Raw genomic sequence first — 24,333 nt, 5'->3', positions numbered from 1 at the left:
GCTCCTTACAGGTCGATGCCGTCGGCCGGGTCCATCGTCGCCTGACGCGCGACGGACGTAACCTGCTGGCGCATGGTGCGGGATTTGGCGGCGTCCACGTCCGGTTCGTCGTCGAGCACGTCGAACTCGCCGGCCACCGGACGGGCGTCGGGGACGATCTCCTCGTGTTCGGGCAATTCCGGCTCGCGGCGGATGCCGGCATTGGCGGGGTCGGTGGCAGTGGCGTCAGGTGTCGGCGGTGCTGATGGTGCAATGGGCGTCAGGATCGTCAGCGCAGACCAGTCGTCGCTCGATGGCGCTTTCGGCGCCTTGGGCTGGGCGGACAGGTCGGGCGGTGGCAGCAACCGCTCCTTGAAGCGGGCATCCTCGTAGTAGCGCGCCTTCTTCGCCCGGATCGGCGGCACGCCCGCGACCAGCAATAGTTCGTCGGTCGGCGGAAGCTGCATCACTTCGCCGGGGGTGAGCAGCGGTCGGGCCGTCTCCTGCCGCGACACCATGAGATGGCCGAGCCAGGGCGACAGCCGATGGCCGGCATAGTTGGTGGAATCGCGCATCTCGGTCGCGGTGCCGAGCGAGTCCGACACGCGCTTGGCGGTGCGCTCGTCATTGGTGGCGAAGGCGACACGGACATGGCAGTTGTCGAGGACCGAATTGTTCGCGCCATAGGCCTTCTCGATCTGATTGAGGCTCTGCGCGATCAGGAAACTCTTGATGCCGTAGCCGGCCATGAAGGCCAGCGCGGACTCGAAGAAGTCGAGCCGGCCCAGCGCCGGAAACTCGTCGAGCATGAGCAGCAGCCGATGGCGGTTGGTGGCGTTCAATTCCTCGGTCAGTCGCCGCCCAACCTGATTGAGGATCAGGCGGATCAGCGGCTTGGTGCGAGCGATGTCGGAGGGCGGCACGACGAGGTAGAGACTGACCGGCCGCTTGCCTGAGACGAGATCGGCGATGCGCCAGTCGCAGCGCGCCGTCACCTTCGCCACGACGGGATCGCGGTAGAGGCCGAGGAAGGACATTGCGGTGGAGAGCACGCCGGAGCGTTCGTTGTCGGATTTGTTCAGCAGCTCGCGCGCCGATGAGGCGATGACGGGATGGACGCCGGCTTCGCCCAGATGCGGCGTGGACATCATGGCGCGCAGCGTCGCCTCCACTGGTCGCTTCGGATCTGAGAGAAAATTGGCGACGCCAGCCAGCGTCTTGTCGGGCTCGGCATAGAGGACGTGCAGGATCACGCCGACCAGCAATGAATGGCTGGTCTTTTCCCAGTGGTTCCGCTTGTCGAGCGCGCCTTCGGGATCGACGAGGATGTCGGCGATGTTCTGAACGTCGCGCACCTCCCAATCGCCGCGCCGCACCTCCAGCAGCGGATTGTAGGCGGAGGATTTCGCATCGGTCGGGTCGAACAGCAGAACGCGGCCGTGGGGTGCGCGAAAACCCGCTGTCAGTCCCCAGTTCTCACCCTTGATGTCGTGGACGATGACGCTGCCGGGCCAGGTCAGCAACGTCGGAACGACGAGGCCGACGCCCTTGCCCGATCTGGTCGGGGCGAAGCACAGCACATGCTCGGGGCCGTCGTGGCGGAGATAGTCGCGCTCAAGTCGGCCGAGCACGACGCCATCGGGACCGAGCAGTCCAGCCGCCTTGACCTCCTCGGGCGAGGCCCAGCGCGCCGAACCGTAGGTGGCGACGTTCTTGGCCTCGCGCGCCCGGATGACCGAAAGGCCGATGGCGACGGCGGTGGAGAGGAACCCGCCCGACGCCGCGATGATCGCCCCTTCGACGAAGATACCGGGTGCATAGGCGTCGTAGGAATACCACCACCAGAAGAACAGCGGTGGATAGTAGACGGGCCAGCCACCCACTTCGAACCACGGGCTTCCGAGCTGCCCCTGAAAGCCGAGTCGCCACGCCGTCCACTCGGTCGCGCCCCAGATCGCAGCCAGCACGATGACGACGACGATGGCGATCTGACCCCAGAGGACACGGCTTCCCGACATTAAAGCTCCAATCGGCAAAAGAGACGGAGCCGATCAGAGAATAGGCGGTTTGGAGATAGGCAACAGAAAAGAACAGCCAGCGCGCTGCCGGATACCATGGGGTAGAAATCGGATGGTCTGCGGAAGTGATCGTTGCTGCGTTCAGCGGTCGGTTGCCAGGTAAGCTCTCACGATATCAAGTTGTCGGTTCAACAGGCGCACGGCCTGAGTCGGTTCGGGCATCGTCCAGCGGAACCGTTGCGGGTAACGGAGCGCCTGCATCTCGTGAGGCCGATCCAGCGCTTCCACGAACGCGACGAGCTCGTCGTCATGCAGACGGTTTGCGCCACCCTCGATCGCCCAGGCATGGCAGCGCTCGATGCCATGCCCCATCATCATCAGCTTTTCCTCGTCAAGCCCTTGCCGGCTGAGCACCGCTTTCAGCATCAGCTCCATGGCGTGGGCGACGAGATGAAAGAACGGGGTGCGCACCGCATCCACATCATCCGCTCGATCCGCCAACAGCTTGGCTGCTTTCGTGTAGGCTTCGGCGTAGGCGAGATATTGCTCATCGCGAACAGGACGGACTTCTCGTCCCGGCGCACCCATTACGGACGGTCGCGTGGAGTCAGGCGCGCCTCTTCGACCGCCTGTTCCAGGATGCGACGATAGCCGATCTTCGTCATCCACTGCGCGCGGGCGAGATGGCTTTCCCAGCACGCCTTGGTCCGGTCTTGGTCTGCCAGCGGATCGCGATGCAGGACGATCCGCGCTACCTCGGTCCAGTCCGCATCGTCCGTTTCGGCGTCCAGCAGGCGCAGATAGGTGACGAAATGCGCCTCGTCATAATGGGTCACATCCGGCTCCACGGGAGCCAGGTCGTCTACGTCGGGATCGAGTTCTGGTCTGACGCGCATTTGCGGCCTCCTTCCGGCACCGCGGCTCGGGCTGATGATTACCTCACTTTTGCTTCCGTAGGAGAGGCGTGGTGTCTGGCGATACAGTTGCGTCAGCATTTCCTCGTCACCAATACTCGAAGCGACCCCATGAATATCACATCACTCGACGAATCGGAACTATCGTTCCTGGAATGATCATTCCTATTCAGGCTCCGCTCCCGTCATGGATCTCAAGGAGGTCATGGCGATCAATCTGCGTCGGATACGTCATGACAAGCAACTGACGCAGGAGGACTTGGCGGATCGTTCGGGCCTGAGCGCCCGTTATGTCGGGGCGATAGAGCGCGCCGATGTGTCGGCCAGCGTCACCGTTCTCGGCCAGATCGCCGAAGCCTTAAGTGTGGAGCCAGGAGATTTGCTGAAGGCATCAGACGGGCGAGGTTGAGCGACCGGCTTTCTTGGCGAGGTCAAGGAAGTGACGGAGTGCGGGCGCGCGGTTGTTTGGAGACCACACAGCGGAGAAGACGACGGGTCCCGGCTCGTCAAGGACGGGCAGAAACACCACGCCCGGAAACCGGATTTGCGAAGTTGCCTTTGTAGCTAAGGTCACGCCGTAGCCCTGCTCGACCATCGATATCAGCGTCAGCCGATCCACGTCGAAACGCTGGACAGACGGTCGTGGCCAACGTTCGGCAAGCCGCAGCAGAACAAGGTCATGGAGCTGTGGGCCGGTCCCACTGTGTCGGATCAGAAAGGTCTCGGCCGAAAGGTCGCCCCAAGTGACGCCATCGCAATCGGCAAGTGGATGGGACGCCGGCAAGGCGATCATAAGTTGTTCGGTCCATATTGGTCTGGAATGACAATCCGGAATATCCGGCGTGCCCAGCACGAAGGCGACATCCAGATGTCCGTCACGCACCTGTTTCACCGCGTCACCGACCCGACACTCCGCTATCTCGATATCGACGTCAGGATGTTGCTCGCGATAGCGGTTCAGGAGGCCGGCGAGGAAGCCGTTGGAGATCAGGGCATATGCGCTGATGCGGAGATGCCCCTGTTCGCCGCGCGCGAGCAAGCCAGCGGTCTTTACCGCGTGGTCGAGGTGATCGATGCCGACCGCCACCTGATCGACGAAATGCCGGCCGGCCTCAGTCAGCCGCACGCCGCGTGGCAGTCGTTCGAACAGCAGGATGCCAAGATTCTGCTCCAGCAGCTTGATACGGGTGCTGATGCTGGACTGGCTTACGCCGAGAGCATTAGCGGCGTGACGAAAGTTTAGGTGCTCCGCCACGGCCAGCATCTGCATCAATGACGCCAACGGAATCCGCGAACCCAGAGGCGAGCGCGCCTCAATCAACCGCAGCTTCCTTTCGTCATCGACTTTGAGTGAGGAAAGCCGCCGCATAACTAGACGGCCTCTTGTCGCTGGCGTGCGCAGAGTAACGCCGCATCGCGCGGAGGTCGTCCCTCGTCAATCTGAGCAGGAACCTGCCTGCTAGGCATCGGCTTAAGCCCCGTTCGCCGCTGGCCTAGCCTCACTTCGACTGCGGTGCGCTTCGCGCTTGTCGAGATAGCCACTCCACAAGGTCAGCAGCAGGCCGACGCTTACCATGATGGCGCCGACCCACGGCGTCGCGCCTAGCCCCAGGCTGGAATCGGCCACTGTTCCACCGATGAGGGCTCCGAGCGCGATCCCGGCATTCGCGGCCGATACGTTGATGGTGGAGGCGATGTCTACATTTCCGGGTCGATAGCGCGTGGCGAGCTGCACGACATAGAGCGCCAAGCCCGGAATATTGCAGAACATGAGTGCGCCGAGCAGGCCGAGCGTGAGGATCGAACCGATCATGGACGGAGCCGTGAAGGTGAAAATGAGAAGAACCGCCGCCTGCGCGCCAAGCATCAGCGCCAGCGTCGGCACCAATGCCTTGTCGGATACTCGCCCGCCGAGAAAGTTGCCGGCGATCACCGACACCCCGTAGAGCGCCAGCATCCAGGCCACGCCATTCGGGCTGAAGCCCGTGATGTCCGCGAGGATGCTGGGGAGATAGGCGAAGGCGACGAACGTGCCGCCCCAGGCGCAGAAGTTCATGCCAAACGCGATCAGCAGCCGCCCACTGCCCAGCACCTTGATCTGGTCGATGAGGCTTCCTGCCGGCGCGATGTCTATCTTGCGAGGGAGGGTCGCTGCCAGGGCAACAAGCGACACAATGCCGACCACCGCGACAAACCAATAGGACATCGGCCAGCCCAGGCGTTGGCCGATGACGGTTGCTAGCGGCACGCCGGCCGCGACCGCGATCGACAGACCTGCGAACACCATTGCGACCGCCGAGGCCCTCCGCTCCTCCGAAACGAAGCTCGCGGCGATTGCTGCCCCAACTCCGAAGAAGATGCCGTGCGGCAGGGCTGAAAGGACACGCGCGATGATGAGAACCTCGTAACTCTTGCTCAACGCCGCTGCCGCATTGGCGACGACGAACAGCGCCATCACCGCCAGCATGAGCGTTTTTCTCGACAGGCTTCCGGTCAGCGCCGCGAGGATCGGCGAACCGAAGCTAACGCCGAGCGCATAGCCGCTGACCACCAGCCCGGCCCGCGCCAGATTGATCCCGAAATCATCAGCGATCTGTGGCAGGACGCCTACACTCGCATATTCGGTGGTGCCGATGGCGAATCCACCGACCATCATCGCCAACAGGGCGGGCAGTCTGTTCGTGCTCAAGTCAGGTTCCTTTCGGGCCGGCCGCATCGCGCTCCGGTGTCGTGTTTTCGAGTGACGGTGCGGGGAGCGCGCCATGGGCGAGGTCGGAAAGAACCTCTCGGGCAAGCTCGTCGATCACTTCCGGCAGTGGCCGGCGGGAGGGTCGCAGCAGCACGGCCAGATGATCGACGCCCGCACCGCGAAGCTGTTCAAGGTGGTCGACGAGGGGCTTTCGGCCGATGCGCGCGCCGAACCTGCGGGGTGTCGGCAACTCGCCGGGATCATCGGCAAGATCCAGATGGAAGGCGCTGATGAATACGCCACGATCGAGGTCAGCCGCGTGCCGAAGCCGCCGGAAATCTGCGGCCTGCCCGGCCGTTCGATCCACGCCGCCCGGATAGACAAAACGTCCATCCATATTGGACGCGATCCACTCGTCGGATTGCTGGCCGTTGCCGGCGATGATCGTCGGAATGGTTTGCTGGCTGGGCTTGGGCAGCAGGTCGAGTTCGGCGGCTTTGCGTCCGTCGCCAAGAGGCAAGCCGCCGTCCTTCCAGGCGTCGCGCATATAGGCGAGGCTCTGGCGAAAGGTCTCGCCACGTCCCTCGAAGTCGAGACCGAGCAGCGGATACTCCACCGGACGGTCGCCTGAGGCGAGGCCTAGGATCAGCCTGCCGCACGACAGGCGATCGACCGACGCGGCCGCCTTCGCCACCATCATGGGATGGCGAAGCGGCAGGACGATGCCTGCCGTGCCGAGCGCGACATGCTTCGTGATCCCGGCGAGGAAGCCGAGATTGACGAAGGGATCGTAGATGGAACCCGCGTCGCCGAAGTTCCGCGGATCGAACACCGGAACGTCGCGCATCCAGATGGCGGCAAATCCTGAGGCGTCGATCTGCCGGACCAACTCCGGGTAACGGGAGAGATCAGGCACGCCGTGCGGACGTCCGTCCGCGACGCGGCGCGCTTCGCCTTCCGGCGACCAATCGTTATCGAGCGGCAGTTCGATGCCCAGCGTCAGTTGGCCGGGACGATTAATCAGATCGAGTGCGGTTGCAGAGCGGGAGTGCGTATCCATTCCCGCACCATAACTGCTCGCGATTCACTCGATAATCCGCTATTATGGAACGTCACTAGTGAAATCAATTCTCGAGTAAGGATGAACGGACATGAACAACCGCGCCGGAGAGATGGAGGTGTTCGTCGAGGCCGTGGATCGCGGCAGCTTTGCCGGCGCAAGTCGAGCGCTCGGCCTGTCGCCCTCGGCTGTCAGCAAAGTCGTTGGCCGCATTGAAGCCCGACTTGGGACGAACCTGCTAATCCGTTCAACCCGCTCGCTCAGTTTGACCCAGGAAGGCGAGATCTACCTGCGGCGCGCCCGCAATGTGCTGGCCGAGATTGACGATACGGAGCGCAGCATCACCTCGGGATCGTGCTCCACACCGCGCGGCCTGCTTAGGGTCAACGCCTCAGTGCCGATTGCGCACTGCGCGATAACACCGCTCCTGCCAGCTTTCCTCGCCCGCTTCCCGGAGATCGAAATCGACCTTTCGCTCGATGACGGCATGGTCGATCTGATCGAGAACCGCACCGATGTGGCGATCCGCGTCGGCCCGCTACAAGATTCCGGTCTCAAAGCCCGAAAGCTATTGGAAAGCCGTTATGCCGTCGTCGCCGCTCCGTCTTATCTGGAAAGCGCTCCGCCACTGCGAACGCCGGCCGACATCGCCCAGCATCAGTGTATCGGCTTCAACTTCCGGCGCTCGATGCACGAATGGCCGTTCCGCCAACGTGAAGACGATACAATGATCTACGCCCCGCTTCGCGGGCGGATGCGGGTCAACAATGGCGAAACCGTCCGAAGGCTTGCTCTCGCAGGCATGGGGCTGGCCCGGTTGGCCCGATATCATATCGAGCCGGATATCGAGGCGGGTTCGCTAGTGACGGTGCTTGAGGACTTCAATCCCGGCGACATCGAGCCCGTTAGCGCTGTCTATGTCGGCCATGAGCATCTTGCTGCACGTATCCGTGCGTTCGTCGATTTCCTCGCCGAGCATATGGCGGTCGGTTCGAAGGCATAAGCTTAAATGCCCAATCCCCGCTGCCGCCCCATATGCCACGACACCGATACGCCCTGCATGATGCCCGCGGCCTCGCGCCCGGCTGACGGTCGATGACCGGCCTCCACGGGACAAGCGTGAACTTCTGGAACTCTTCGACGATCGTGAATTTGCCGCTCGATAGCCGCACGTTCGCGCGTGTTCTTGCAAAGCTGCCATGGCCCCGGCGGACGGCGGCGCGCACTCATTCCTGATATACGACACTGTAAGCTGACGTTTTTCGCTCAATGCGCGCGAAACCTAGCTCTCCAAGATGCATCCCGGCGATCCTTATTCGCTCCGAAGCGACCAAATCCAGAAGCCTCGACCGCTTGTCGGCGGCGAGGTGCGCATCCTGATCGAACGCGATCGACACCTCCGGGCGCGGAACCTGGATTTGCGGGAAATGAACGATGTCGCCCCAGACCAGCAGGCTCTTGTCCCCTGAATCGAGCCGATAGCCGGTGTGTCCGGCGGTATGCCCCGGAAGCGGCATTGCTGTGATGCTGGGAAGCACCTCACCGGCATTGAAGGTGCGCAGCCGGTCGCCATAGCCGTCGAAGGCCTGACGCGCCACGAGGAAGTTGCCACGGGCGCGTTCGGGCGCGCGGCTCAGATTGCCGTCATCCTGCCAGAACTCGACCTCCCGATGGTGGGCGACAAGCTCGGCGTTCGGGAAGACGGCTTCGCCTGAAGCGTCCATCAGCCCCCCGACATGATCGGGATGGGCATGCGTCAACAGGATCGCGTCGATCTCCGAAGGATCGATGCCCGCGAGCAGCAGATTGGCGGTTAATCGACCGCCCCACTGCTTGAAACCGCCTGCTCCTGCGTCGATCAGGATCGTGCGACCGCCGCTGCGCACCAGGTAGCAGTTGATATGGATCGAGGTATGATCCGTCATCCCCGCATTCTCCTGCATACGGGCGGCATCGGCCGGGTCGATATTCGCGAGGAAATCGAAACTGGCGTGGAGATAGCCATCGCTGACGGCGGTGATGGTGAAGTCACCGATTTGTTGGCTGGGAAAGGCGAGACTAGACATTGGTTTTCTCCAGGCATCCGCTCAATTTCGCGCGTGAATGCTCGACGCTTCATAGCCAAAGCAACGAATGCGCGCGGTGAGGCCAGCGTTGCGCGTTAAGGCGTTGTCCAACCCCTCCATGAACCGCTCCATGACCGGCGGCGTCCGAAAGGGCTCAAGGCGATATTGGATTTCCGCGAAGGCCGGGTGCCCCCGGCCATGACGGACAGCGACGTAGACAATATGCACGTTCGCCAATGCGGCCCGGAGAACGCCGGTGCAAAGTTCTGTGCATTGCTCCGTGAGGTCTGCAAGGGCTTCGTCCGGCGGCATCCTGTCCGCGGGAATATAGATCGTGACATTCGGCATCGGGATCTACCGTGCCTTCCCGGCAGCAGCGTCACCGTCGCTTGTCAACTGCGCCGTCATCTGCACATAGACATGGACGCCTTCCGGAAGATGCTCGATGTCAGGCACGTTGCCGCGCTCCACCTTAGCGAGCCAGCGGTGTTCCGGGAACTTCTCCATAGCGACCGCCTGCATCGCATAGGGGGTGAGACCAAGCCCGATTAGAGGTTCGGGGCCTGTTGCGCTCAACGCCAGATATTCGCCCTCACCAATGCACGGTGCCCGGTCGATCCCGCCATAGAGGTTCCGGTGCCAGTCGGTGATGTGCTGTTGCCAGCGTGCGAAATTGCCGCCGCCCTTCTTGCGGTATTCCTCGCCCGTCAGAATGTTGAGGCCGTCGATCGAGTGTAGGGCGAGATAGACCGGGCAGCCACCGCTCAGCGCCTTGAAACGCTGCGAGGTGTGGAAGCCGCTCACCGAAATGAGGGCTGGCAGCTTGTCCAGGCTGTAAAAGTCGTTCCATTCCGCTTCGCTGACCGGGTCGGCAAAGCTGCATTCCACCGTATAGATCATTGCACCACCTTTGACCGGAAGCGCCGAGCTTCAGGTCTTGTCTATCGTTGATATTTGCTCATGATAGACCGCCAATGTTTGCCTATATATCGACAATGGATCATGCTTCAGTGATCTAATATCAAGGTGGCGGCGGATCGAAGGCCGAACCGTCCCGTCAGGAACCGTCATGCGCCGCAAGATTCCCAGCAATTCCGCGCTTATGGCCTTCGAGGCGTCGGCGCGTCATGGCAGCTTCGCGCGCGCGGCCGACGAACTGGCCCTGACCGAAGGCGCGATCAGTCGGCAGATCGGTCGGCTGGAAGCGTTCCTCGGCGTCACGCTGTTCGAGCGAGTCGGCAATCGCGTCCGGCTTTTGCCGAATGGAGAGCGTTATGCGGCTCAGGTTCGCGAAACACTCGACCGGCTGGAGCGTGACAGTCAATATCTGATGGGSCAGCCCAGCGACGGCGCGAGCCTCGACATCGCGATCTTGCCGACGTTCGCCACGCGTTGGCTCATCCCGCGTCTGAAGCCGTTCCAGGAGCGGCATCCGCATATCACCCTGCATCTTGCGGAACGGATGGAGCCATTCGTTCTCACCGGCAGCGGTTTCGACGCCGCCATCCATTTCGAGCATCCTGCCTGGACGGGAATGCGGACGCACCGCTTGCTGCATGAGGTGCTAGTTCCGGTCTGCCATCCGGCGCTGATCAGGGGCCGAGACCCTGCCACAGCCCTCGATGCGCTGCCGCGGCTCCATCGCCGGCAGAACCCGGACGCCTGGCATCGTTATGCCGAAGAGGCCGGCGTCGTGCTGACCCATCCTGCGGTCGGTGCCCGTTACGATCTTCACTCCATGCAGATCGAAGCCGCGCTGGCCGGTCTCGGCGTTGCGCTCGTGCCACGCCTCTATATCGAAAGCGTACTGGCGGAAGGTCGCTTGGTCGCGCCTTGGCCTGATGGGGAGTCGATCTCCAAGACCTTCTGCCTCATCCTGCCGGAGCCGATCCGGTTGAGTGAAGGTCCGATACAGGTATTCGCGAACTGGCTCCTCGAGGAGGCGCGATCGTCAAATCCAACGCTTTGAAGGCGACCTCCGAATCCGTCACAATCCAAGCCCCTTCTGCCGGCCCAATTGCCACGACACCGATCCGCCCTGAACGATGCCTGTCACCTCCCGCCCAAGCTGCCGATCGATGACCGGCCGCCACGGAACCAGCGTGAACTCGTGTCTCTCTTCGACGATGGCGAACTTGCCGCTGGTGAGCTGGACGGTTCCGGTGAAGGTGCCGCTGACGGTCTCGCCGTCGCCGGCCGCGCGGAACGGCATGGGCCTGGTGGCCGCCAGCTCCGCCCCGGCGCGGGCGACCTCGCGCGCTTCCAACGTCGATAGAAGATCGCTGCGATAAAGGACGCGGCCGTTCTGCTGACGGGTGGCGTCACTCTGCTCGATCAGCCGCTCGCGGCGACGGTCCATGGCCTGACTCACGTCCTGTCCGAACCCCGCCGGTGCAACATCAGACGGTCCGCGCCCGACCAGTTTCCGGTCGAGCCAGGTCGAGCCATCCGCCGTGATCTGCGTCTCCAGATCGAAGGTCGAGAGGACGCGGATATTGAGCTGCCGTCCCTGGCCCGCATCATGTGCGGCAGCGCGGGTCTCGAAGTCCTGCGGGATGCGCCACTGGTCGGCGTCGATCCGCTCGACGATGCCAGTACGGCGCAGCGCCTCCAGCCGGCGCACATGGGCATCGACGAACCCCTCATAGTCGCCGCCGGGCACACGGCCATCGAAGCGAGCCTGCTCCAGATGGCGGCTCGGCCGGTAGATGCCGTCCTCGGCTATGCCGGCGATGGCGCGGTCGGCCGGGCGTGGCCCGGCGTCTGTCGCGCCAATCTCGATGACGCTGCCGATCCGGGCGTCGGCGACCTTCGCCTGATCGACGCCCGAGATGTAGTGCGTCCGGCCGTCGATGCCGTCGATCACCATCGTCAGGTTCTCGCCCAACTCGTCGGAAAGATGCTTGTCCACCACGCGGCCGACGATCGGCGTCGCGGGCACCACGTCGTGAATCTGAAAGCTCAGCGGATCGCGGTCATGGCCCTCGGCACGCATCACCTTCTGCAGGGTGCGCACGATGTCGCCGCGCTCGCCCATCTCGCGCAGCGTCGGCTCCAGCCGGTCGCTGAGTTCCCAGACGCCGGGCGACGGCTCGGTGGCGAGGCCCATCTTCTCCAGCTTGCCGAGACGGCGGATGCGAAGTGTCCGGTCCTCCTGGCCGTGCAGATCATCCGGCGCATAGCGCAGGTCGAGCCGTCCATCCTCGGCCACCTCGTTTAGCATTGCCCGGTCGATGCGGGTGAAACGGTCCTGGTCGATCTCGGCCGTTAGCTTACGGCGCTGCTCGATCTCCGTGACAGGACCGAGTTCCAGCGTCGCCAGTTCGCTCGCGCGTTCGCGGACGCCGTTGGCGAGATAATCGCCGTTTATGACTAGATCCTCACCGAGATCGTCACGGCCGTTAACGATGACATGAACATGCGGATGGCCGGTGTTGAAGTGATTGACTGCCACCCAGTCGAGCTTGGTGGCGAGATCGGCTTCGAGCTGGCGCATCAGGTCGCGGGTATGGCCGGTCAGGTCTTCGATATCGGCGGCGTCTTCCGGCGAGACGATGAAGCGGAACTGATGACGATCGTCCTTTCCGCGATCGAGGAACGCGTTGCCATCGGCGCGATCTTCGGTCGCCGAATAGAGCCGGCCGCGCTCGCCATCGCGCGAGGTGCCGTCGCGCTGGATATAGCGCAGATGGGCGGCGGCCTTGCCGCTCTTGCCGGCGGCGCGGACGGAACGCGACTTGACGATGACACGGCGGCTGCCGGGCTGGCGATGGCTCCAGCCGTTCGACAGGTTGCGGGAGCGGACGAAGGCCGCGCCGCGCCCGCGCTTGACGCCCCAGCCGGACGCAACCGTGCCGTTGCGGCCCGGCTTGCCGGATACTCCGGCGTTGCCGCGCGAGGTCCGACCAGAGGCCGCGCCCTGCTGGCGGGCGATCTTCCGGACCTTGGTGAGGAAGCTCTTGCCCTGGCCGGCCTTCGACGCATCCGAGCGGATGCGGCCGTGCTTAGGACGGAAGCGGTTGTCGTCGTCGGCGCTCATGGCCGCCGATCCGCCCGAAAACGCCGATTTCGGGGAAGAGTGCCGCGAATAACGTGGCAGAGACTGGCTTTGCCGCGCCTCGCGGCACCATGCAGGCCCGGCGACGGTGCCGCCCCAAACAGTGTGCAGACAAGGGCTTGGCCCCCGGATCGGACCCATGGGGTGCCGTCCGCTTTAATCTTGCCCTCCCGCCTTCCTACCCCTTTTGCCCGTCCTGACGCTGATCCAGCCTGATCCGATCCATACACGCTGCACACTGGAAAGGACCGCCGGGCACTCCCAACCGCCATGCTCATCGCGGCCCTCCCGTTTCCGCACGGGCGACGAACAGACCGCCGGACTGCGGCACGATCGCGGAGAGATCGCGCACCGGCGATGGTTTAGGAGCGTCGTCGGATTGCTCATCGGACTGTACGGGATCGGCGGCGGATGTGCGGTCGGCCTGCACGACGAACAGCGGCGCCCGGGTCCAGAATCGGAGATCGACCGACACAACGGCGACCGGCGCGGTGATCGAGCCGCCGCTAATCAGGGGTGCGAGCGTGGCGACATAGGCGCGCGTTTCCGCTGGCAACGGACGGCCTGCGAGATGCTCTTCGTATCGACCGGGACCGGCATTGTAGGCGGCCAGAAACCCCGGCGATCCGTAGCGGTCATGCAACTCGCGCAGATAGGCCGCGCCCGCCAGAATGTTGTCGCGCGGATCGTAGGGATCGCCGCCGAGCCGATGGCGGGTGCGTAAATCCGCCCAGGTCGGCGGCATGATCTGCATCAGGCCCATCGCGCCCTTGGGCGAGATCGCGCGCACCTCATTGGCGCTTTCGACGCGCATCACGGCCCTGATCCACGCCGCCGGAATGCCAAACCGCTGCGCCGCCTCGGCGATATGCGCGGCATAGGGATCGGTCCGGGACGGACGCTGGACCGGCTCGGGCTGCGCTTGACAGGGCAGCGGTATCGCAACGGCGAGCACGATCGAAAGGAAAAGGAAAGCCGATCGGACGGGCATCCTGTCTCTGCAACGACGCCAGCCTGCCGGCGTGCTCGCTGCGGTCAAGGGTTCGCGCGAAGCGCCGAGCTTCGATCGCCCTTGACCTTCGCTGCGCGCGCCGGCCGACGGCTCGTCGAGCGGGACGAAGGGATGAGACGGCCTGTTCGCGAACAAAGGGATGGGGCTTTGACGGGAAATCAGGCGCGCAGTTCTGAGGGCATAGCGCATGAGATCACTTCCGCTCGCCACGCTTGACCGGGCGCGTCCAGTGCAGCGACCAGGCGCCCCCGCCGTCGTCGTCGCGGAACAGATTGGCGCGGATCGGTTGCGGCAAGGCCGGATCGTCGATCAGCAGCGAGATGTATTCGCCGGCGCGCTCGCCGGTGCGTTTCCAGCCCGCACCGATTTCCGGCCCGTCATCGGCACCGTGATGGATGCGATAGTCCGGCGCGTTCTCGGCATCGGAGGGCTCGGCCGGAACGATGGTGAGTTCGCGGTAGAGCGTGAGCGTATGAACGCGCCCGACGAAGCCTGTCGTCTCACGGGTAAACTGGCCGATCTGCGGCATGGGAAAACTCCTCGATCCTTGGGGTTGGGTGAAAACCGGCGCGCGCCATGCCCGCCGGATTCGGGCGGTCAGCGTGTCGCGGCGTGCCAGACGAAGCGGCCATCGCCGGCCTCGTCGGTGTAGATCGGCGTGGCGCGGCCGATGACGGTGCTGATCGGAATCGGACCGAAATAACGGCCGTCCAGGCTGTCCCGGACATCCGCGTTCATCAGGAAAATCTCATCACCGGCGATGCGGCGGCAGCCCTGCCAGACCGGCAGGTCGCGGCCCGTCCGGTCGCGGTCGAGCGCCGCGCCAAGCTCGATCCCATCGACCGTGATGGTGCGGCGGACCCGGCAGACTTCCTGCCCCGGCAGTGCCATGACGCGCTTGAGCAGCGGCACGCCGCGGCCGATATAGCCACGCTCGACCATGAGGTCGGCGAGCGGTTTTGGAGGATCGACCGCGACCAGATCGGTGACGGTGAGATCGCCGGGCGGATCGACGTCGTAGAGACCGATCGGCGCGCTGGCGGAGACGTTCCACACCAGCCGGGTCGGCGTCGGGATGAAGGACGCGATGACGACGCCCATGACCGAGACATACGTCACCATCACGTAGCCGAAGCGGGTCATGGCTCGGCCCTCCGGCGCAACAGGAACGCCCGGTGCTGGTCGCCGGTGTAGGCGCGCGGCTCGTGATTGGCGGTCAACCGATTGTGGACGTGCCGCCAGTGATCGGGCGAAACATCCTCCGGATCGATGCCGATCGCCTGGATGGCGTCGATGTGCCGGAGCACCTGTTCGACCTTCGGCCAGCCGTCAATCTTCAACAGGATATCGCCGCCGGGCCGCACGAAGGGCAGCGTCTGATAGGGTTCGCTTGGGCACACAGCACGCAAGATGTCGATGCGCGAGATGATCGTGCCGAAGTCGTTCGAGGCCCAGCGCACGAAGGCAAAGATGGCGTCCGGCCGGAACGAAAAGATGCGCCGACGACGGTCGAGGATCTGTTCATGCGCCTCACGGCCGAACCTGATCCAGTGCTCAATCTTCTTCTCGACGAACGTCAGCTCGACATGGGTCAGGTTGTCGGAGGGAAGCGCCGACGGCACGGGGCCGCCGCGCACGCGGGGAGCCGCGTTGCCGGTCATGGGGTGTCTCCTTCGGTGGATGGGAATTCGCGCGCGAGCAACTCGCGCAGCATGTCCGCGACGGTGACGCCGCGCTGGAAGGCGACGATCTTGATCCGTCCGCGCAGCTCCGGTGTGATGTCGATCGTCAGCCGGGCGGTGAACGCCGCGCCGTCGCCGGTGCGGGCCGCTGGCGGTTCGCTCGCCTTGATCCAGCTTTCGGGATCGACGGGACGCGCCGCGAAGCCGCGTTTGGGGGATCGCTCGCTCATGGCGCAAGCCTCCCGATCTCTGCGGTCAGCGCGGCGATCTCGCGCGCGGCCGGACTGTCGGCATCGATCTCCCAGGCCAGCCGCCCAGACTGCGCGGCATCGGCGAAAACGACGCGCTGGCCTATGGTGGCGGCGAGCAACGGCGGATCATGGTCGGCCAGCGTCTCGGCCGTCTCGCGGGCGATGACGGTGCGCGCGCCACAGCGGTTCAGTACGAAGCGCGCGGCCAGCTCAGGCCGGTAGATGCGCGCCTCCGTCAGGAGCGCCAGCATCTCGGCCGAGGCCCAGCCGTCGAACGGCGATGGCTGCACGGGGATCAGCACCAGGTCGGCAGCGAGCAGCGCCGAGCGCATCAGACCGGCGACACGTGGCGGTCCGTCGATGACGACGTGATCGACGTCGCGCGCCAGCTCGGGTGCTTCACGGTGCAGGGTGTCGCGGGCCAGGCCGACGACGCCGAACAGCCGTGGGCAGCCCTCGCGTGCCCGCTGCTGCGACCAGTCGAGCGCCGAGCCTTGCGGGTCTGCGTCGATCAGGGTGACGCGGCTGCCGGTCCTCGCCCATTCCCCGGCGAGATGCAGGGCCAGCGTCGTCTTGCCGACGCCGCCCTTCTGATTGAGCAGGGCGACGATCATGGCCGCCCCCGGTTCGGGCGGGTGACGTTTCGCAAGTTGGTGGAATTCGTGGCCAGTCCACGATTCAAGGCACCATCGGTGGCACCGGCACCATGGCTCGCGCCCGTGCGCGTCAAAGATAAAGAGTTAGATTCTTTATTAGACTCTAAGTTAGCAGTCGGATTCCGCGTTTCGGGCCAAAGGCTTAACTGCGGTCCGTGCGCCTGATGTGCCGATAGGGCTGCGCCTGATGTACCGATACCGTTTGCGCCTAATGTACCGATGGCTTCCACAGCCTTGTCCACAGGCACTGTGATTTGTTCGACGGGCCGGATTTGCAGGAGTTCGCGCCGTCCTTCACGCCAGATGTCGAGCCGGTAGCCCGGCAGCGGCCGGCGGGCGGCGATGCGCCGGAGATCCAGTGCGAAGTCGGAAATCCGTGCCAGGCTGCCGGACTTCTCGTGGAGATGGGCGACCTCGAAGAGCCAACCATGTGGCTGGCGACCGGCGTGCTTGCGAGCGACGCGATAGAGCCAGCGTTCGATACCGCCGGTCAGGCGGAAATAGTCCGGGTCGATGGTCAGAACCAGCGAGCGATCGACGACGCCGTTGTAGAACCATTCGGGCAGGACGAACTCCATGCCCTCGACGCGGCCGTCATGGGTGGTCATCTCCTCCCATTCGTTGATCCAGGAGAATTGCCGCCGCCGCCAATGGACGCCGTTGCGGATGGTGGTGGCGACGACGGTGGACTGGAGCCGCGCCAGTGACGCCTTCAGCAACTGGTACTGGCGATTGCCGGTATCGCGGCCGATGCCGCGCAGGAGCTGATACGGCGTGAAGCGGAAGAAGCGCGAGGTGCGCAGGCCGTGGTTCTCGGCCTCGACGATCTGGCTGGCCGCCCAGATCAGCACGTCGGCGTCCCAGATGGTCGCCATGCCGTGCTCGGGCATACCGAGCACCTGCACCTCGATGTCGGCGGCCTTGTAGAGAATGGGTTTGGTGCGCGGTGTCTTTGACAGCGAGAAGAACGGGCGCTCCATCAGGTCGCGCTGGTCGCGCGGGCTGGCGTCACCCGTCGCGACGACGAAGGGGGCGAGCCGCGCCCGCTCGCTGCCGGCAAGGCGCTGCGCGCGCCGTCCGGCCTCAGGGGATGGTCCGCCCGACATTCAGCGTGCGCCCCGTTCGGCAGGCGTCAGCGGACGGGCGGGATAGACCCGGCCGGCATCCTTGTCGGTGGTGGATTTGCGGGCGGCGACCGCGGTCCAGGCTTGCAGATCCTCCAGCGCGTAGACGACACGCCCGCCGATCTTGCGATAGGTCGGGCCGGTGCCATAGGTGCGGTGCTTTTCCAGCGTCCGCAACGAGATGCCGAGAAATCGCGCCGCGTCGGGCGTGCGCAGGAATCGGGGCGGCAGCCCCGTCTTCGGGTCGATCATCGAAATGCCTCCGGGTCGGGTTCGGCGGCTGTCGGCGGATGACAGCGGCTATGGCGAACCGTGGCGGAGGATCGGCGGCTTGCAGCGTGCCGGATTCAGCGGGGTGCGATTCCGGCACCCCGGAGGTGTCGGCTCAAGCCAATGCCACGCCGCTCCTCAGCGGCGGCGTGGCACGCGGACGGGATAATGGAGAAGCTGGCGATAACCGCCGCGCACGTAGAACAGGCCATCGTCGACGAGGCGGCGCACCTTATTCTTTAACGAGCTGACTTCCCAATCGCTCTTCGACCGACCGCGAAAGCCGAGCAGCGCTTCGGCGATGACGCGGTAGCTGGCGCCAGCCAGTTTCGCGTCGAGTGCGCGCAGGATCAGGATGTGCCGGTCGCGCGTCTGTTGCGGAAGGTCATGCCGCCGGTCGCCAGGTGGGCGTCCGGCCAGCGCCAGCCAGAAGCGCAATGCGGCTTTGGCGCGCAGCTCAAACAGGGCGTCGAGCGGCAGGATGACGACGAAGCGCGTCGGACCGTTTGGCGGCGGGTTCGTGAGCCAAAAGCGATGCTCCCCACCCGATACGCGCCAGAGACCGTGCCAGTCGCCGTCGATGGCCGATCGTGCCGCGAGGCCGGGAAGTCCCGGCAGCACGATCGGCATGACGAAATCGCCGGGCGGATCGCCTGACGTGCGAAGCTGGAAGGCGTCAGGTTGAAGCGCGGGCGTCCAGAAGAGCGATGCGCGATCGGCGGGCATGTCCGGGTCCGCCGCGAAATCGCAACCCCCATCGGTTCGTGAAGGCGGTCCGCGCCTCGGTGTCATGACGCGGCGTTCGCGTCATGCGCTGGAAGTCGCGGCGATACGCGTCGTCGCGGCGGAGATATTCCCAAGCGAAGCCGGCGGCGGGAATGCTCCGAGCATATCCATAGGCGGCCGGCGCGCGCCAATCGAAACCTGGCATGGCGTCACCTCTTTCTTCCAGCATGGGATCTGCGCTGGAAAGATGAAGTGTCCACAACTTGCGATATACTTTGAAGTCGCAGTTACTGGATATGTAGATCGCGCAATGCGATCAATATTGGTGAATCATGACTTAACATTGCAGAAGTGTTTTGGCGAGCCGGGCGCAGCCCGGCGAGCAGGGGCCGTGGCGACGACACGGCCGCGCCGACGATCCGGGTTCACGGATCGGCGGAAAATCGGACAGCCGCACAAAAGCAAAGCCGTGCAACCGGAAACCCGGCTGCACGGCTTTACGATCATCCGCGCTTCAGGCGCTGCATCCCTTCGGCCAGCGTCCAGAGCGCACGGTTCAGCCCGACATTCTGGTCGATGCCGTTGATGGCACGCGTCTGGCTGCGGCGGATACGACCCTCGGCATTGGTGCGGCGACCGTCCAGCCCGCCGCGTATCAAGTTCTCCTGAATGACGTTGAACGTGCTCCAGAGGCTTTGCCCGACATCCTCGCGGCGCCGCGGGGCGATGATCTGATCGGGGCGGACGGGGCTTTCGTCCTCGCCGTAGCGGGCGACAAGGCTGGCCTCCGCCAATACCCGCTGTTCGTCCGACGACAGGCGCGTGTCCTTCATGGTCTCGGTCGCGTCGATCAGCCGGGGGAAGTCTTCGGCGACCGTATAGACGCCCTCGATGATCCGATCCTGTATGCCGCCCTTGTGGGGCACGCGGACTTCCTCGAAGCGCTCGCCCGCGATCATGCTGTTGGTGCAGACGAAGCGCAGCATCCCGGCGAACATCTGATAGGCCGACGTTCCGTCATGGGAATTGACGATGATGACTTCCGCCGCCTCGGGCTTGCCGATGCCGTCATCCCGGCGCAGGCGCAGCATATGCTTGGCGTGGCCGTGGCGGCTGCCGTCGCGTGGCACGGACTGCACGGCGAAGAACGGAAACCATCCTTCCTTGCGCAGTCCTTCCACGATCTCGATGGTGGGGACGTAGACGTAACGGTCCGACCGGCTGTCATGCGCCTCGCGGGCGAACACGGACGGGACGTGTCGGTAAAGGGCTTCGTTGTCGAGGGCTTCGCGCCCGCTGATCTGGTGGCTGTTGCGGCCGAACCGGGTGGCGAGTCGATGATACATGATCTGTCTCCGTGGGTCTGGGTTGGAGCGCAGCGCTGCGCTGCAACCCTGGCCGTCGCCGAGACCGGGGTAGCAAGGTGCAAGGGCGGCCGGGCCGGAGGGGGAATCACCCGGCCTGCACGGAACGGAGGAACGACGTGGAGGAAGGCCGGGGACACCGGCCCGGACGAGCGGCAGCGATCCCTTGCGCCGCGCGGGGGCAGCGCCCCTAGCCAGACCTACCCCGGCATGAGCACCAGCGGGGCGCCGGGCACGGAAATCCGATCGGGATGTGCAAGGCCGTAGAACCTGAAAACCGCCCATCCTGATCGCCGTATCGCCTGACAGGCGGCGGGTTGGCTTTGGGCACGCGCATACCCACATGCAAGGCGACGATATGGGGAGGGAAATACTTTGGCGGACTATCTCGTAACCTATGATTTCAAGGTCGGCGCGCCTTCGCAGTACAAAGAGTTTGTCGAATGTGCGGAGATCGAAGGCCTCGTTTATGTGTACGATCTGGGCGATGAGCTCGCGCGGCTGACCAATACGACGATTTGGGGCGTGTTTCCTGGACACCTCGAAGAACCGAGTTTTTGGACGGTTTGGATAGGAAAACGGGGCGCCCGAGCTGAGACTGGGGGCTATTTCGGTCTGAATTCCGTGGTATTTGGGCCGTTACGGCCCCCTCTTCGGCCTTTCGGCCGTCATGCGGGCGCAGTTCTCCCGTCCCACCAGACTAGGCGGCGCATGTTGTAGACGAGATTGGCCATGCCGATCTTGGTTTTGGCCCTGGCGATGCCGATGGTGCGGACGAAGAGGGCCATCGGCCCTTTCTGGCACGCGAAGACATGCTCGACGGCCGAGCGCACCTTGGAGCGGGCGGCGTTGGCCTTAGCGTGGGCCTGTGACAGTGGTTTGCCCGGTGCCCGGCGAAAATGGACCTTCGAGCGCAGGCCCCGTTTCGCCATGAACTCCTCGTTCTTGCGCGAGCGATAGGCGGTATCTGCCCAGACGTCGGCACCAGTGTTGCCGCTGTCGAGCACCTCGCGGAAGCGGCGGCTGTCGTGCTCGGCGGCCGAGGACACCGCCCAGCGCCGGATGAAGCCGTGGCGCCGGTCGGTCGAGATGTGGTTCTTGTAACCGAATATCGGGATGGCGATCTCGACGCCCTTGGCGCCTTCCGCCTTCGGCGTCTTCGCTCTGGCCCTTTTCAGGGTCCAGCGAGCATCCCTGTCCTTCTGGGCCAGCTTGTGCGGGGTCTCTTCCCAGCCGTCAGGGATGCGCCCTTCGCGGATCGCCTGCTTCTCGTCGTCGTCGTTGCGCTGACGCGGCGCCGCCACAATGGTGGCGTCGATGATCTGCCCCGACATCGCCAGATAGCCGCCTTCCTTCAGCTTGGCGTCGAACACCGCGAACAGCTTCTCGGGGCCGGGTCCAGTGGTCAGGCGCTCCAAGGTGCCGGGGCCGCCGGCCTTGGGCCCCGTGCCCGACAGGCCCTCGCCGCCGAAGGGCTGCGACCCCGACCACCGCGCCAATCTGGTTGCGGTTGACATAGATGTTGCCCACCCGGGCCCGCCGGCACAGGCGTTCGACCTGGGAGTCGATGCGGCTGTGAATGCCCAGGGTCAGGCCGTAGCCCCGTGCGTTGAGATCGTCAATGAGGCTTTCCAGGGCTTCGGCCTTGAAGCGCACCACGTGCAAGATCGGCCCGAACACCTCGCGCTCCAGGTCGGCCAGCCGGTCGAGGGCAAAGGCTTGCGGGGCGATGAACAGGCCGTCCGGCGTGGCCTCGTGGACGAACAAGCGCCGTCCCGCCGCTGTCAGGACCGTGGCATGAGCGTCGAGGGTGGCGTGGGCCTCGGCGTCGATGACCGGGCCGACATCGGTCGCCGGGTCCCAGGGGTCGCCGACCCGCAGCTCGCGCACCGCGCCCTCCAGCATGCGCAGCAGACCGTCGGCGATGTCTTCTTGCACCAACAGCACCCGCAAGGCGGAGCAGCGCTGACCGGCGCTTTGGAAAGCCCCCGCCACGATATCGCGCACGGCGTGCTCGGGCAGGGCGGTGGAATCAACGATCATGGCGTTGAGGCCGCCGGTCTCGGCCACCAGGGGCGCCGCTCCGGCCCCAGCCGCCGCCTGGGCGCGGTCGATCAGGATCGCCGTCTCGGTCGAGCCGGTGAAGCATACCCCAGCCACTCCGGGCGCTCGGGTGAGGGCGGCGCCTACCCCGGGGCCGTCGCCGGGCAGTAAGGAGAGCACGGCGGGCGGCAGGCCGGCGGCGCGCATCAAGGCCACGGCGCGCGCCGCGATCAGGGGCGTTTGCTCGGCCGGCTTGGCCACCACGGTGTTGCCCGCCGCCAGCGCCGCCGTCACCTGACCGGTGAAGATGGCGAGCGGGAAGTTCCACGGCGAAATGCACACGATGACGCCCCGGCCCTGGCGTCCGGCCAAGGGGCCACCGGGCTCGGTGTCCAGGCGGGCCCGGGCGGCGTAATAACGGCAGAAGTCCACGGCCTCGCGCAGTTCGGCCACCGCGTCGGCCCGGGTCTTGCCGGCCTCGCGGATGACCAGGGCCATCAGTTCGGCGCTGTGGGCCTCGTAGGCGTCGGCGATGGCGTCGAGCAAGGCGGCGCGCTCGCCGGGGGCTCGGTCCCGCCACGCCGGAAAGGCCCGGGCCGCCTCGTCCAGGGCCTGGGCGGCCAGGGTGGCGTCGGCCTCGATCACCGTGCCTACCGTGTCGTCGGGCCGCGCCGGGTTGATCACCGCCTTGGGGGTGCCGGTGATGTCTCGCTCTCCCACCAGGGGCGCGGCGTGCCACTGAATGGCGCGCCATGGCGCCAACGCCGCGTCGAGGGCCTGAGCCATCACTGGAGCGTTGAGGTTCCAGCCCCGGGAGTTACGCCGCTCGGGGGCGAACAGGGCCGGGGGCAGGGGCAGGCGGGCATGGGTCACGCTGCTGGCGGTTTGCAGCACCTGGGCTGGGTCGCGCGCCAACTGGGCCGGTGGCACGCTGGGGTCCAGGGCCTGATTGACAAAGCTGCTGTTGGCCCCGTTTTCCAGGAGCCGGCGCACCAGATAGGCCAGCAGGTCTTTGTGTACGCCGACCGGCGCATAAATCCGGCAGCGGTGGCCGTGGTCCTGGCGCAAGAATTCATGCAGGGTTTCGCCCATGCCATGCAGCCGCTGGAACTCGAAGCGGCCAGCCTCGCCCCCCAGCGCCAGCACGGCGGCCGTGGTGTGGGCGTTGTGCCCGGCGAACATGGGGTAAATCACATCGCGCGCCGCCATCAGCCGACCGGCACAGGCCATGTACGAGACATCGGTCGCCGCCTTGCGGGTGAACACCGGGTAGGCCGGCAGGCCCAGGGCTTGGGCGGCCTTGACCTCGGCGTCCCAGTAGGCGCCCTTGACCAAGCGCACCGCCAGCGGGCGGCCCAGGGCGCGAGCCAGGGCGATCACCCAGTCGATGGTCGGCAGCGCCGTTTTGAGATAGGCCTGGACAACGATGCCAAAGCCGCCCCAGCGCGCGAGGTTGGGGTTGCGCAGCGCCGCTTCCATGACCGACAACGAGAGATCGAGGCGATCGGCCTCCTCGGCGTCCACGGTCAGGCCGATGTTGGCGGCGGCGGCCATTTCGGCCAGGGCCGAGAGGCGCGGCACCAGTTCGGCCATCACCCGCTCGCGTTTAACCTCCTCGTAGCGGGGGTGCAGGGCCGAGAGCTTGACCGACACCCCCGAGTTGGCATGGACATCGCCGGGCCGGGCGTGGGCGCCCACGGCGGCAATAGCGGCGGTGTAGGCCTTGAAGTAGTGGCGGGCGTCGTCGGCGGTGCGGGCCGCCTCGCCCAGCATGTCGAAGGAGTAGACATAGCCCTTGGCTCGCAAGGCGGCGCCGTTGCTCCAGGCTTCGTCGAGGGTGCGGCCCAGCACGAACTGGGCGCCCATGATTTTCATGCACTGGGCCACCGCCGTGCGCACCACGGGCTCGCCGACTCGGCGGATCATCTTGCGGACCGAGCCCAGCAAGGCGTCCTCGGCCCAGCCCTCGTCGTAAAGCTGGCCGGTGAGCATCAGGCCCCAGGTCGAGGCGTTGACCAGCAAGGAGCCGCTTTCGCCGGCATGGCGGGCCCAGTCGCGCCCGCCGATCTTGTCGCGGATCAGGGCGTCGAGGGTGGGGGCGTCGGGAACGCGTAAATAAGCCTCGGCCAGACACATCAGGGCCACGCCCTCGTCGGTCGAGAGGCCATACTCGGCCAGCATGGTGTCCATCATGGTGGCTTGGCCCGAGCCGCGCATCCGCTCGACCATGCGCGCCCCAGCGGCGCTGACCTCGGCCCGGCCGGTCGCATCGAGCGGGAGTTGGGCCAGCCGGTCGGCCACCACGGCCGCTTCCTCGCGGAAGGGTTCCTCGCGCACGCTGTGGCGCAGGGCAGAGAGATCGCTCATTGCGGTCGTCCTTGATTTGGGGCGCTGTTGTCGGGCAGTTTCCCCGAAATACCGG

The 24,333-nt window shown here is 65.3% G+C and carries 26 protein-coding genes and 1 pseudogene; 3 read left to right on the top strand and 24 right to left on the bottom strand.

Going from position 1 to position 24,333, the window contains the following annotated elements; all coding sequences use genetic code 11:
* Window positions 1-5 precede the first annotated feature (5 nt).
* The 3 genes from RSPPHO_RS08590 to RSPPHO_RS08580 all read right to left on the bottom strand — a co-directional run bounded on the left by RSPPHO_RS08590 (window position 6) and on the right by RSPPHO_RS08580 (window position 2,893).
* On the bottom strand, window positions 6-1,997 hold the full coding sequence (locus RSPPHO_RS08590) for a conjugal transfer protein TraG (RefSeq protein WP_041794793.1): 1,992 nt from the start codon (window positions 1,995-1,997) through the stop codon (window positions 6-8).
* A gap of 141 nt (window positions 1,998-2,138) precedes the next feature.
* Complete coding sequence (locus RSPPHO_RS08585; protein WP_014414869.1) at window positions 2,139-2,585, bottom strand: hypothetical protein; 447 nt, start codon at window positions 2,583-2,585, stop codon at window positions 2,139-2,141.
* The gene (locus tag RSPPHO_RS08580) at window positions 2,585-2,893 is read right to left on the bottom strand and encodes a DUF2285 domain-containing protein (RefSeq protein WP_041794791.1); all 309 of its coding nucleotides are present in this window, start codon (window positions 2,891-2,893) and stop codon (window positions 2,585-2,587) included. Before RSPPHO_RS08580 ends, RSPPHO_RS08585 begins: the two co-directional genes overlap by 1 nt.
* A 223-nt stretch (window positions 2,894-3,116) precedes the next feature.
* Between RSPPHO_RS08580 and RSPPHO_RS08575 the strand changes: the two genes are divergently transcribed.
* Window positions 3,117-3,320: a helix-turn-helix domain-containing protein gene (locus RSPPHO_RS08575; RefSeq protein WP_242390615.1), complete on the top strand. Its 204-nt coding sequence runs from the start codon at window positions 3,117-3,119 to the stop codon at window positions 3,318-3,320.
* Here the strand turns inward: RSPPHO_RS08575 and RSPPHO_RS18870 are convergent.
* From RSPPHO_RS18870 to RSPPHO_RS08555, 3 genes are all read right to left on the bottom strand, one after another.
* Window positions 3,303-4,280 (bottom strand): LysR family transcriptional regulator, encoded by a 978-nt coding sequence (locus tag RSPPHO_RS18870; protein ID WP_014414867.1) that lies wholly within the window; start codon window positions 4,278-4,280, stop codon window positions 3,303-3,305. The genes RSPPHO_RS08575 and RSPPHO_RS18870 overlap by 18 nt on opposite strands.
* Before the next feature lie 102 nt (window positions 4,281-4,382).
* A complete protein-coding gene (locus tag RSPPHO_RS08560) occupies window positions 4,383-5,600 on the bottom strand; it encodes an MFS transporter (protein ID WP_242390614.1) in 1,218 nt (405 codons plus the stop codon).
* Between the two features lies 1 nt (window position 5,601).
* The gene (locus RSPPHO_RS08555) at window positions 5,602-6,660 is read right to left on the bottom strand and encodes a TIGR03571 family LLM class oxidoreductase (protein ID WP_014414865.1); all 1,059 of its coding nucleotides are present in this window, start codon (window positions 6,658-6,660) and stop codon (window positions 5,602-5,604) included.
* Window positions 6,661-6,751: 91 nt separating this feature from the next.
* Between RSPPHO_RS08555 and RSPPHO_RS08550 the strand changes: the two genes are divergently transcribed.
* The gene (locus tag RSPPHO_RS08550) at window positions 6,752-7,663 is read left to right on the top strand and encodes a LysR family transcriptional regulator (RefSeq protein WP_014414864.1); all 912 of its coding nucleotides are present in this window, start codon (window positions 6,752-6,754) and stop codon (window positions 7,661-7,663) included.
* A gap of 2 nt (window positions 7,664-7,665) precedes the next feature.
* On the opposite strand, the pseudogene RSPPHO_RS19840 reads toward RSPPHO_RS08550, so the two are convergent.
* The 4 genes and pseudogenes from RSPPHO_RS19840 to RSPPHO_RS08535 form a co-directional block, all read right to left on the bottom strand.
* Window positions 7,666-7,832 (bottom strand): annotated as a pseudogene (locus RSPPHO_RS19840) (DUF3363 domain-containing protein); the annotation flags it as partial.
* Between the two features lie 54 nt (window positions 7,833-7,886).
* Window positions 7,887-8,726 (bottom strand): MBL fold metallo-hydrolase, encoded by an 840-nt coding sequence (locus RSPPHO_RS08545; RefSeq protein ID WP_014414863.1) that lies wholly within the window; start codon window positions 8,724-8,726, stop codon window positions 7,887-7,889.
* Window positions 8,727-8,747: 21 nt separating this feature from the next.
* Window positions 8,748-9,074, bottom strand: coding sequence for a hypothetical protein (locus RSPPHO_RS08540; protein WP_041794786.1), 327 nt, complete (start codon window positions 9,072-9,074; stop codon window positions 8,748-8,750).
* A 6-nt stretch (window positions 9,075-9,080) separates the two neighbouring features.
* Window positions 9,081-9,626, bottom strand: coding sequence for a hypothetical protein (locus RSPPHO_RS08535; protein ID WP_014414862.1), 546 nt, complete (start codon window positions 9,624-9,626; stop codon window positions 9,081-9,083).
* A gap of 169 nt (window positions 9,627-9,795) precedes the next feature.
* On the opposite strand from RSPPHO_RS08535, the gene RSPPHO_RS08530 reads away from it, so the two are divergent.
* The gene (locus RSPPHO_RS08530; protein ID WP_014414861.1) at window positions 9,796-10,695 is read left to right on the top strand and encodes a LysR substrate-binding domain-containing protein; all 900 of its coding nucleotides are present in this window, start codon (window positions 9,796-9,798) and stop codon (window positions 10,693-10,695) included.
* Window positions 10,696-10,713: 18 nt separating this feature from the next.
* Here the strand turns inward: RSPPHO_RS08530 and RSPPHO_RS21925 are convergent, their stop codons facing one another.
* The 14 genes from RSPPHO_RS21925 to putA all read right to left on the bottom strand — a co-directional run bounded on the left by RSPPHO_RS21925 (window position 10,714) and on the right by putA (window position 24,278).
* Window positions 10,714-11,949, bottom strand: coding sequence for a DUF3363 domain-containing protein (locus RSPPHO_RS21925; protein WP_422610592.1), 1,236 nt, complete (start codon window positions 11,947-11,949; stop codon window positions 10,714-10,716).
* 1,108 nt (window positions 11,950-13,057) lie between these two features.
* Window positions 13,058-13,984, bottom strand: a complete 927-nt coding sequence (locus RSPPHO_RS08520; RefSeq protein ID WP_422610586.1) for a lytic transglycosylase domain-containing protein — start codon at window positions 13,982-13,984, stop codon at window positions 13,058-13,060.
* 4 nt (window positions 13,985-13,988) lie between these two features.
* Window positions 13,989-14,324 (bottom strand): DUF736 domain-containing protein, encoded by a 336-nt coding sequence (locus tag RSPPHO_RS08515; RefSeq protein ID WP_014414858.1) that lies wholly within the window; start codon window positions 14,322-14,324, stop codon window positions 13,989-13,991.
* A gap of 68 nt (window positions 14,325-14,392) precedes the next feature.
* On the bottom strand, window positions 14,393-14,938 hold the full coding sequence (locus RSPPHO_RS08510) for a S26 family signal peptidase (protein ID WP_014414857.1): 546 nt from the start codon (window positions 14,936-14,938) through the stop codon (window positions 14,393-14,395).
* Window positions 14,935-15,456, bottom strand: a complete 522-nt coding sequence (locus RSPPHO_RS08505) for a DUF2840 domain-containing protein (RefSeq protein ID WP_014414856.1) — start codon at window positions 15,454-15,456, stop codon at window positions 14,935-14,937. The genes RSPPHO_RS08510 and RSPPHO_RS08505 overlap by 4 nt, the downstream gene beginning before the upstream one ends.
* Entirely contained in the window at window positions 15,453-15,707 is a 255-nt protein-coding gene (locus tag RSPPHO_RS08500; protein ID WP_014414855.1) for a ribbon-helix-helix protein, read from the bottom strand. The genes RSPPHO_RS08505 and RSPPHO_RS08500 overlap by 4 nt, the downstream gene beginning before the upstream one ends.
* On the bottom strand, window positions 15,704-16,342 hold the full coding sequence (gene parA, locus RSPPHO_RS08495; protein ID WP_014414854.1) for a ParA family partition ATPase: 639 nt from the start codon (window positions 16,340-16,342) through the stop codon (window positions 15,704-15,706). Before parA ends, RSPPHO_RS08500 begins: the two co-directional genes overlap by 4 nt.
* Complete coding sequence (locus tag RSPPHO_RS08490) at window positions 16,339-17,490, bottom strand: replication initiator protein A (protein WP_014414853.1); 1,152 nt, start codon at window positions 17,488-17,490, stop codon at window positions 16,339-16,341. The genes parA and RSPPHO_RS08490 overlap by 4 nt, the downstream gene beginning before the upstream one ends.
* Window positions 17,491-17,760: a helix-turn-helix transcriptional regulator gene (locus RSPPHO_RS08485; RefSeq protein ID WP_014414852.1), complete on the bottom strand. Its 270-nt coding sequence runs from the start codon at window positions 17,758-17,760 to the stop codon at window positions 17,491-17,493.
* 156 nt (window positions 17,761-17,916) lie between these two features.
* On the bottom strand, window positions 17,917-18,504 hold the full coding sequence (locus tag RSPPHO_RS08480) for a DUF2285 domain-containing protein (protein ID WP_014414851.1): 588 nt from the start codon (window positions 18,502-18,504) through the stop codon (window positions 17,917-17,919).
* The gene (locus RSPPHO_RS08475; RefSeq protein WP_069187543.1) at window positions 18,455-18,709 is read right to left on the bottom strand and encodes a transcriptional regulator domain-containing protein; all 255 of its coding nucleotides are present in this window, start codon (window positions 18,707-18,709) and stop codon (window positions 18,455-18,457) included. Before RSPPHO_RS08475 ends, RSPPHO_RS08480 begins: the two co-directional genes overlap by 50 nt.
* Window positions 18,710-19,007: 298 nt before the next feature.
* Window positions 19,008-19,850 (bottom strand): DUF932 domain-containing protein, encoded by an 843-nt coding sequence (locus tag RSPPHO_RS08470; RefSeq protein ID WP_041794782.1) that lies wholly within the window; start codon window positions 19,848-19,850, stop codon window positions 19,008-19,010.
* Between the two features lie 686 nt (window positions 19,851-20,536).
* Window positions 20,537-21,202, bottom strand: a complete 666-nt coding sequence (locus tag RSPPHO_RS08465) for a transposase (RefSeq protein ID WP_242390662.1) — start codon at window positions 21,200-21,202, stop codon at window positions 20,537-20,539.
* Window positions 21,105-24,278, bottom strand: a complete 3,174-nt coding sequence (putA, locus tag RSPPHO_RS08460) for a bifunctional proline dehydrogenase/L-glutamate gamma-semialdehyde dehydrogenase PutA (RefSeq protein WP_242390613.1) — start codon at window positions 24,276-24,278, stop codon at window positions 21,105-21,107. The genes RSPPHO_RS08465 and putA overlap by 98 nt, the downstream gene beginning before the upstream one ends.
* Window positions 24,279-24,333: the final 55 nt, after the last annotated feature.

This window comes from Pararhodospirillum photometricum DSM 122 (assembly GCF_000284415.1).
GTDB lineage: Bacteria > Pseudomonadota > Alphaproteobacteria > Rhodospirillales > Rhodospirillaceae > Pararhodospirillum > Pararhodospirillum photometricum.
The sequence above is the reverse complement of the archived record's forward strand: the minus strand, read 5'-3'. Positions and strand labels throughout refer to the sequence as shown.